10 protein-coding genes are annotated in these 8,052 nt (G+C 40.6%); 9 read left to right on the top strand and 1 reads right to left on the bottom strand.

What is annotated here, in order from left to right; all coding sequences use genetic code 11:
• Positions 1-175 precede the first annotated feature (175 nt).
• The 8 genes from M0R38_12440 to M0R38_12405 all read left to right on the top strand — a co-directional run bounded on the left by M0R38_12440 (position 176) and on the right by M0R38_12405 (position 7,445).
• Positions 176-1,288 carry a transposase gene (locus M0R38_12440; GenBank protein MCK9482542.1) on the top strand — a complete coding sequence of 371 codons (1,113 nt, stop codon included), beginning with the start codon at positions 176-178 and terminating at the stop codon, positions 1,286-1,288.
• A gap of 333 nt (positions 1,289-1,621) precedes the next feature.
• Positions 1,622-2,800, top strand: a complete 1,179-nt coding sequence (locus tag M0R38_12435) for an ABC transporter substrate-binding protein (protein ID MCK9482541.1) — start codon at positions 1,622-1,624, stop codon at positions 2,798-2,800.
• Between the two features lie 144 nt (positions 2,801-2,944).
• Positions 2,945-3,829 (top strand): branched-chain amino acid ABC transporter permease, encoded by an 885-nt coding sequence (locus M0R38_12430; GenBank protein MCK9482540.1) that lies wholly within the window; start codon positions 2,945-2,947, stop codon positions 3,827-3,829.
• 50 nt (positions 3,830-3,879) lie between these two features.
• Complete coding sequence (locus tag M0R38_12425; protein MCK9482539.1) at positions 3,880-4,728, top strand: branched-chain amino acid ABC transporter permease; 849 nt, start codon at positions 3,880-3,882, stop codon at positions 4,726-4,728.
• A complete protein-coding gene (locus tag M0R38_12420) occupies positions 4,725-5,504 on the top strand; it encodes an ABC transporter ATP-binding protein (GenBank protein MCK9482538.1) in 780 nt (259 codons plus the stop codon). The genes M0R38_12425 and M0R38_12420 overlap by 4 nt, the downstream gene beginning before the upstream one ends.
• On the top strand, positions 5,501-6,283 hold the full coding sequence (locus M0R38_12415; GenBank protein MCK9482537.1) for an ABC transporter ATP-binding protein: 783 nt from the start codon (positions 5,501-5,503) through the stop codon (positions 6,281-6,283). The genes M0R38_12420 and M0R38_12415 overlap by 4 nt, the downstream gene beginning before the upstream one ends.
• A gap of 67 nt (positions 6,284-6,350) precedes the next feature.
• Positions 6,351-6,995, top strand: a complete 645-nt coding sequence (locus M0R38_12410) for a CBS domain-containing protein (GenBank protein MCK9482536.1) — start codon at positions 6,351-6,353, stop codon at positions 6,993-6,995.
• Positions 6,996-7,445 carry a Smr/MutS family protein gene (locus tag M0R38_12405; GenBank protein MCK9482535.1) on the top strand — a complete coding sequence of 150 codons (450 nt, stop codon included), beginning with the start codon at positions 6,996-6,998 and terminating at the stop codon, positions 7,443-7,445.
• 1 nt (position 7,446) lies between these two features.
• On the opposite strand, the gene infA is transcribed toward M0R38_12405, so the two are convergent.
• The gene (gene infA, locus M0R38_12400) at positions 7,447-7,665 is read right to left on the bottom strand and encodes a translation initiation factor IF-1 (protein ID MCK9482534.1); all 219 of its coding nucleotides are present in this window, start codon (positions 7,663-7,665) and stop codon (positions 7,447-7,449) included.
• A gap of 149 nt (positions 7,666-7,814) precedes the next feature.
• Here infA and M0R38_12395 point away from each other — a divergent pair.
• On the top strand, positions 7,815-8,052 hold a 238-nt coding region (locus M0R38_12395), incomplete at its 3' end, for a hypothetical protein (GenBank protein MCK9482533.1).

Genomic DNA, 8,052 nt, shown 5'->3' with positions numbered 1-8,052 from the left:
TGAGGCTCTTGCAAAATATTAAAAAGCTAACATTTACCGTGCTATCTGCTTTAAAAGCCATTTAGTTTTGTTAAATTTCATCAAAAAAGTAATAAATTGCTTAAATATATAGAAATAGACCTGACAATCCTCTATAATGCTATTATCAACAAACAAATAGGGGGAAAGCAGGTCCATGAAAAGCATATCAGAAACTCTTGGTGGTTGCCAACTATTACTCGACATTTCTTTTGAAATTCAAGATATTTTTGAAGGTTTTGTTACAGAAGAGCATAAATGCTTTATACATCTACTGCGAGTTTTAGAAGAATTCATCCCAAAAGTACAAAGACCATCATTTACAGTAGGACGCAAAGCTTATGACGATTTAGCAATGCTACGCTCTTCATTAGCCAAGCAATTTTTCGAAATAGATACTGTTTCATCCCTGCGCAATCGATTACTAAGTGATTCTACATTGCGTCAAATTTGTGGTTTCATTGAAGTTCCTAGCGAATCTACCTTTAGTAGAAGATTCTCTTATTATGCACAGCAAAAACTTATGGAAAAAACATTAGGGCCATTAGTAACGAATTATATGGAGGGTCGTATTGTTGGTCATATATGTAGAGATTCAACAGCAATAGAAGCCAGAGAAAAAGCAACTAATACCAAAAAAGAGGTAAAACCCAAAGGAAAGCGTGGAAGACCTAAAAAGGGAAGTAAACCTAAAATAAAAGAGCAAACTATTTTAGAAAAACAAGTTAGTCAATCATTGGAGCATTCGTTATCTGAATTAAACAGAGAATGTAGTTGGGGATGTAAGTTAAATAGCCAAGGTAATAGAAATTATTGGAAGGGCTACAAACTTCATTTAGATGTGACAGATTTTGGACTTCCTGTTTCTGCAATAGTAACTGCAGCAAGTGTTCATGATTCTCAAGTAGCAATACCATTAGAGAAGATGAGCCAAGAACGAGTTACACATCTTTATTCGTTAATGGATAGTGCATATGATGCCAAAACTATTAGTGATTATATTTCTGATAGTGGTAAAATCCCTATTATTGACCCTAATAAGAGAAGAAAAGAGAAGAGGGTTTTATCTTCTTTAGAAAAAGAACGCTTTAAAGTCAGAAGCACAGTAGAACGGGCAAACTCTCATTTAAAGGATTGGTTGATTCCTTCAAAGATTATGGTAAGAGGACCTGATAAGGTAGCCCATTGCTTAATGGTAGGGGTTTTACTTTTAGCTGCAATTAAAATCCTGCAATACTGCATAGTACCAAAGTTAGAAAAAGTAGCCTAACAAGAGAAGAATTTTCACCTTTACGCATTAAGCAGGATAGGTGTCTTTAAATGGCACCTTGTAATTTTTAAAATAGCTAAGTTTTAGCTAAAAATGTCTGGGAGATTAAAAATTCTAAGGTTCTATGGGTACTTGCTACGAATACTTAAGTGACATTTAGCTAAAATCCCTCATTTTGCAAGAGGCTCTATTGATATTTTTATTCAACACAGATGAAAGAGAGTTGAATAAATATACTAGATTATGTATATAATCTTTAATCTGTTAAGTTACTTACCAGATAATCTTTACGATTATTATGAGTAAGAATATGGGGACATACGGGAGGTATGTATGAAAAAGGTTTTAACTTTAATCCTTATTGTAGCGTTAAGTGGCTCAATGGCATTGTTTGCTGCCGGCGGAGCTGAAAGTGCACCTAAGTCGGTAAAGGTTGGTTTTATAGGACCGATGACCGGAGACTACTCAAACTACGGGGACCTAATCAGTAAGGGGGCTTTGGTAGCCATTGATGAGAAAAATGCCCAAGGCGGAATTGCCGGGAAAATAAAGATTGATTTTATTGCTGAAGATTCTGAGGGAGATCCCCAAAAAGGGTTGGCTGGAATTGAAAAGCTTTCAAGCAGTGATAAAATCAGCGCCCTTATCGGTCCGGTATTTACAGGTGTTGCTTTTGCTGTCGGGCAGAGAGTTCAGGATGAGGGAATTGTAATGATTACTCCATCGGGAACACACAAGGACATTACCAACATCGGTGATTATGTTTTCAGAACCGTTGCCAGTGACGGTCTTCAGGGTGAAGTCTCAGGATACTACTTCTATGATGTCCTCGGTTACCGTAACCTAGCTGTTCTATATGTAAAAAACGACTACAGTCAGGGCCTTTATCAAGGGACAAAAGAGAGCTTTGAAGCTGCAGGCGGAAAAATTACAATTGCTGAAACTGCCCAAGAGGGGGACAAAGACTTTAGAACCCAGTTGACAAAAATAAGGGCAGCAAATCCCGATGCAATCTATATTCCAAACTACACCTCAGAAATGGCTCAAATCTTAGAACAGGCTTCTCAGTTGGGAATTAAGACTCCTTTTTTAAGCGGTGATGGATTTTCAAACCCCGAAATTTATGACCTTGCTCCGGCTTATACCGATGGTATCGTCTATGTTGGCCCGACTCAGGTCAAAGAGTCTGATGCTTATTTGAAGTTTGTCGACTCTTATAAAAAGAAGTGGGGCTTTGCACCCGACTCTTTTGCCACAAATGCCTATGATGCTGCTTATATCCTCTTTGATGCTTTTGAAAAAGTGTATGCAAAGACAGGTAAATTTGACCGCAAAGCCATCAGAGATGCAGTTGCCGCAACAAAAGACTTCCAAGGAGTTACCGGATTGGTTAACTTCGCAGAGAACGGAGATTTAGTAGCCTACCAGGGAGTTTATAAGGTTAAAGGAACCACTCCTAACTATTTGGGTGCTTATACCGTTGTTGATGGAAAGCTTGTTTCGGTAGAGTAGAGCCTTTAAGGTAAGTTTATTGCATTGACTGTATCACTTATGGTAAGGTGATTTTGTCGACGAGCAGACCTCCGCCAGTCGCGGAGGTCTGACTTGATTAAGGAGCCTATAGTGGGATCAGTAGCCGAATTTTTTCAACATTTGATGAATGGATTAACTTTAGGGGGTATTTATGCCCTTATAGCCTTGGGCTATACAATGGTCTATGGAATCCTAAAATTCATCAACTTCGCCCATGGCGATATCCTGATGATTGGTTCATATATAGGGTTGTTTATATTTAATGCAATCAGAGGACAAGCACTGGGAATTTGGACTATGATTGCTTTTTTTGTAGCAATGCTGGGTGGCATGGCTTTCAGTGCAGCTTTAGGGATGGTAATTGAGAGGGTTGCTTACAAGCCGTTAAGAAACGCAACCCGCTTAGCACCGTTACTATCTGCGATTGGAGTTTCGTTTATATTAAGCAATATGGCTGCATGGATGTGGGGAACTAAATCGAGAAAGTTAGAGTATCCTTTTGATAACACTCCCATCCGTTTTAAGGGCATTTCAATAACTCCCCACCAAATACTTATTCTAATAGTTGTTGTTGTAATGATGATTGTCCTTAAGCTCTTTGTTGATAAATCAAGAATCGGTAAAGCAATGAGAGCTACCAGTTTGGATTTGGATACTGCTAAACTGATGGGAATAAAAGCCGATAAAATTATTGCCGTGACATTTGCCATCGGCAGTGCCTTGGCTGCAACTGCCGGCTTCTTATTGGCATTGGAGATTAAAGTCTACCCAACAATGGGGACAATGACAGGCCTCAAGGCCTTCGTTGCAGCCGTTGTCGGAGGGATAGGAAATATTTCAGGGGCGATGTTAGGGGGGATTCTCTTGGGCCTTTTAGAGACCTTTGGGGTAGCCATTTTAGGAATTCCCTATGGTCTAAAGGATACAATAGCCTTTGTTGCCCTGATTTTAATATTATTGATAAAACCCGAAGGGTTACTTGGTAAAGCAGAAAAGGAGAAAGTATAGTGCTTAACTTCGTCCTTTTAATCTTAATTTATACAGGAATCTATGCTCTCATGGCGATTGGTCAAAACCTTATTACAGGTTATGTGGGACTCCTTTCATTAACCCAAGCCGGTTTTTTTGCCATAGGCAGTTATGCCACCGCTATTTTAACTACTAAAATGGGGTGGGGCTTTTGGTCAACGGTTCCCGTTGCGGCTCTCCTCAGCGGAATGTTTGGCTTCTTAATCGGTTTACCCACATTGAGGCTTAAAGGAGACTATTTAGCGATAGCGACTTTGGGCTTTGGAGAGATTGTCAGGAACGTTTTAAACAACTGGGACAGTTTAACAAACGGTCCGATGGGGATTCAACGGATTCCGATGGCAACTATTTTTGGACAAAGAATCAGTCCATATGCCAAATGGAGCTTTTTGATACTGGTGTGGGCGTTTGTACTTGTCGCTTACCTTGTCTATGAAAGACTGACAAGTTCCCGGCTGGGAAGAGCCCTGGAGGCGATAAGGGAAGATGAAATTGCCGCCTCTTCGATGGGAATTAATACCACAAAGTACAAAGTGTGGGCTTTTGCACTGGGGGCTGCTATCGCCGGTGTTGCCGGTAGTTTGCAGGCAGTATTTGTCCTCTCTGTAACCCCTGCTGTTTTTACATTCATGGTTTCGATAATGGTTCTGTGCATGGTAGTCTTAGGGGGGATGGGGAATTTCAAAGCTGTTATTTTGGGAGCATTCATTATTCAATTCATCTCATATCTGCCCCAACTTACCGGTTTGACTAACATAATACCGCCTCAATTTAAACATGTTCTTTTTGGGCTGATACTCGTTGTAATGATGATTTGGCGGCCTCAGGGAATTTTAGGGCGAAAAGAACGGACTGCCCCTAGGGGGTTAAAAAGATGATTGTTCTTGAAACCAGCAAACTAACCAAAAACTACGGGGGAGTTGTTGCCGTAAACGGAGTCGATTTTCAGGTACATGAGGGGCTAATCACCGGTCTTATCGGACCTAACGGAGCCGGAAAAACAACTCTGTTTAACAACATTACCGGTTTAGATCACCCCACCTCCGGTAGAGTCTACTACAGGGAACACGATATAACAAAAAAAGGGGCTCATCTGATTTGTCGGATGGGTATAGCCCGTACTTTCCAGAATATCAGACTGTTCAAAGAGCTTTCTGTTTTAGAAAATGTGATGGTAGGACTCCATTTCAGTCAAGGTAAAAGCAACACAAAAGGGAGAACAAAATCGGCCTTAAACAGCCTCATTAAAGTTAAAGAGGAGTATGTTGAAAGCAGTGAGGCGGCTATTAAATGGCTGGAGTTTTTCGGTTTGGGAAAGTTAACAAACGAAAAAGCCAAAAACCTTCCCTACGGACACCAGCGAGAGTTGGAGATTGCCAGAGCATTGGCAACAAACCCAAAGATTCTGTTTCTTGATGAACCGGCTGCGGGGATGAATCCGATTGAGACAGCCTCTTTAATGAAAACAATCAGACGAATCAGAGATTTGGGAATTACCGTTGTTTTAATAGAACACGATATGAAATTGGTTATGAATATCTGTGATACCATTACAGTGCTTAATTACGGGATGAAAATTGCCCAAGGGACAGCTACAGAGATTAGGAACAACCCCGGAGTAATTGAAGCCTATTTAGGAAAGGAAGAGTCATGAGTGGCTTGTTAAAGATAGATTCAATAAGTGTCTCTTACGGTAGTATCAAGGCATTGCGTAACGTTAGTGTTGAGGTTAATGAGGGAGATATTGTCTGTCTCATAGGAGCAAACGGAGCAGGTAAAAGTACCCTACTTAAGGCAATAGTCGGTTTGGAACCGATTATTACAGGCTCAATAAGTTTTGAGAACCAAGAGATTGCCAATGCCGATTATAAAAAAGAGAAGAATTCCCACCTGTTCAGAAAAAAAGAAGACCCTTTAAACAGGAATCTAAGAACCGATGAAATTGCGGCTTTGGGTGTAGCTTTAGTACCGGAAGGGCGCCGAGTTTTTGCCGATTTGACGGTCGAAGAAAATTTGGACATGGGAGCTTTTTTAGTCAGAGATGAGATAAAAATAGCCCAAAAGAAAGAGGAAATGTTTGAATTTTTTCCAATTCTGAAGGCTAGACGTAAACAGAAAACCCGCTCACTAAGCGGAGGAGAGCAGCAGATGATGGCTATTGCCAGGGCGTTAATGGGCTCTCCGAGGCTTTTACTCTTAGATGAACCGGGTCTCGGCTTGGCTCCTTTGATTATTCAGGATATTTTTGAAAAAATTGCGATTATAAACAGAGATGATAAAGTTACGGTTTTCTTAGTGGAACAGAATGCCCGAATGGCTTTAAAAGCCTCTAAAGAGGGATATGTTATGGAAAACGGTGAGATAGTACTCTCTGATTTAAGCTCTGAGTTGCTCGAAAATGAGAAGGTAAAATCGGCATACCTTGGGGAATAATTGTTGTTGTTCCTTATGGTGTGGTATAATTTAGCTGACAGATAAAACTGTTTTTGCGGAGGTTAAGATGATTATCGGTAGACGAATGACACAAAATCCTGTTACGGCAAGCCCGGAAATGTCAGTTGCTGAAGCCTCGGCTATCATGAAAAGGGAGAAGGTCCATAGATTACCCGTATTGGATAAGGATAAAAAACTTGTCGGAATAATCACCGAAAAAGATATCTTATACGCTTCACCAAGCCCTGTAAGTACCCTCTCAATCCACGAAATGGCCTATTTGTTGAGTCAACTGACCGTTAAGAAGTTGATGACACGTGATGTTGTTACCATTACAAAAAATACGACAGTCGAAGAGGCTGCCCGCTTGATGGTTGATCAAGACCTTTCAAGCTTGCCGGTATTGGAAGATGGTAAACTTGTTGGGATTGTCTCTAAAAGCGACTTGTTCAAGATTCTGCTGGAACTGTTTGGAGCCAGACATTTTGGGGTAAGGATAAGCTTCTTGGTAGAAGACAAACCGGGTGTAATTGCCCAGATAACAAGTCTTTTAGCCTCCAATGGTGTCGACATAATCTCCTTTGGTACGTTTATGGGAACCGATTCAACAAATGCCGTATGTACCATTAAAATGCAGGGAATTTCAATGAGCAAAGCCGTTGATTTGATAAAGCCACATGTGTTGGAACTTATGGACGTACGAGAGGTCTAGATGGACTTCAAAGAGATACTGGAGCGCTGGGAAGCCAGTTCTGAAGGGAAAAAGGCGGTTGGCGACAACCGCTTTTCTCTTATAATTAAAGAGAAAGAAGAGGGCCTTTCTGAAACAAGGACAAAAAAGTCGGGTTACAAAAGCGGAAAAGCCTCTTTGGGTAATCTCAAAGCAAAAAAGCCACAAGAGGTTTTAGATTTACACGGCTACACCTCAGATGAAGCAGCTTTAATTCTGGAGGATTTTTTGCAACAGAGTGTTAAAAAAAGACTCGAAAAAGTTTCGGTAATTCACGGAAGGGGACTGCACTCATTGGACGGAAAACCAATAGTTAAAGAAGTTGTCCAAAAAGTTCTCTCTTCCAACCCCTTAGTCAGGCTGTTCGGCTACCACCCTCCCAGCGAAGGGGGAGACGGAGCAACGTGGGTTATACTACAAAAGGGGGGATGATTTATCTTTCTCGGTAAATGATTCGCCCTCGGGTTAAATCGTATGGAGAGAGGGCAACTCTCACAGTATCACCAGGAACAATTCTGATATAGTGTTTGCGCATCTTTCCCGACAGATGGGCAAGTATAATATGACCGTTTTGCAATTCAACACGGAACATTGTATTCGGAAGGGCCTCTTTCACAATCCCTTCAACCTCAATAGCTTCTTCTTTAGCCACAAATCCCCCTTTATCTCAGATTATAAAATAAGACCTTTAAATTGTAGGAAAAGAGTTACCCTTTGTCAACTCGGCGCAATGCCTCATAATTAATCTACTCGAAACAAAGCGGGTGCCTCAAAACTGAAATCTACTCCAAATAAATAAAAATGTTACCCTTAAAGAGTGGTGGAGGGTACAAAATGGAGTTGAATATGCAAGAAAGGAAAAAGCTCTCTAAAAAGATAGCAACAAGGTATCGCAAGGCAACTAAAAAAGGCAAGGGTAAAATCTTAGATGAATTTGTCAGTTACACCGGCTACAATCGCAACTACGCTGCTCATGTGCTTTGTAATGAGGGCAGATCAACTTATGTAAGAATAAAGAATAAACCAATCAGATTAAAAG

The sequence above is a fragment of the Bacteroidia bacterium genome (genome assembly GCA_023228875.1).
Taxonomy (GTDB): Bacteria; Bacteroidota; Bacteroidia; order NS11-12g; family UBA955; genus JALOAG01.
The sequence above is the reverse complement of the archived record's forward strand: the minus strand, read 5'-3'. Positions and strand labels throughout refer to the sequence as shown.

Coding starts and splice junctions, on each gene's coding strand:
- M0R38_12435 (MCK9482541.1), top strand. CDS start 1,622: ATGAAAAAGGTTTTAACTTTAATCCTTATTGTAGCGTTAAGTGGCTCA.
- M0R38_12410 (MCK9482536.1), top strand. CDS start 6,351: ATGATTATCGGTAGACGAATGACACAAAATCCTGTTACGGCAAGCCCG.
- M0R38_12420 (MCK9482538.1), top strand. CDS start 4,725: ATGATTGTTCTTGAAACCAGCAAACTAACCAAAAACTACGGGGGAGTT.
- M0R38_12405 (MCK9482535.1), top strand. CDS start 6,996: ATGGACTTCAAAGAGATACTGGAGCGCTGGGAAGCCAGTTCTGAAGGG.
- M0R38_12415 (MCK9482537.1), top strand. CDS start 5,501: ATGAGTGGCTTGTTAAAGATAGATTCAATAAGTGTCTCTTACGGTAGT.
- M0R38_12440 (MCK9482542.1), top strand. CDS start 176: ATGAAAAGCATATCAGAAACTCTTGGTGGTTGCCAACTATTACTCGAC.
- M0R38_12430 (MCK9482540.1), top strand. CDS start 2,945: ATGAATGGATTAACTTTAGGGGGTATTTATGCCCTTATAGCCTTGGGC.
- M0R38_12425 (MCK9482539.1), top strand. CDS start 3,880: ATGGCGATTGGTCAAAACCTTATTACAGGTTATGTGGGACTCCTTTCA.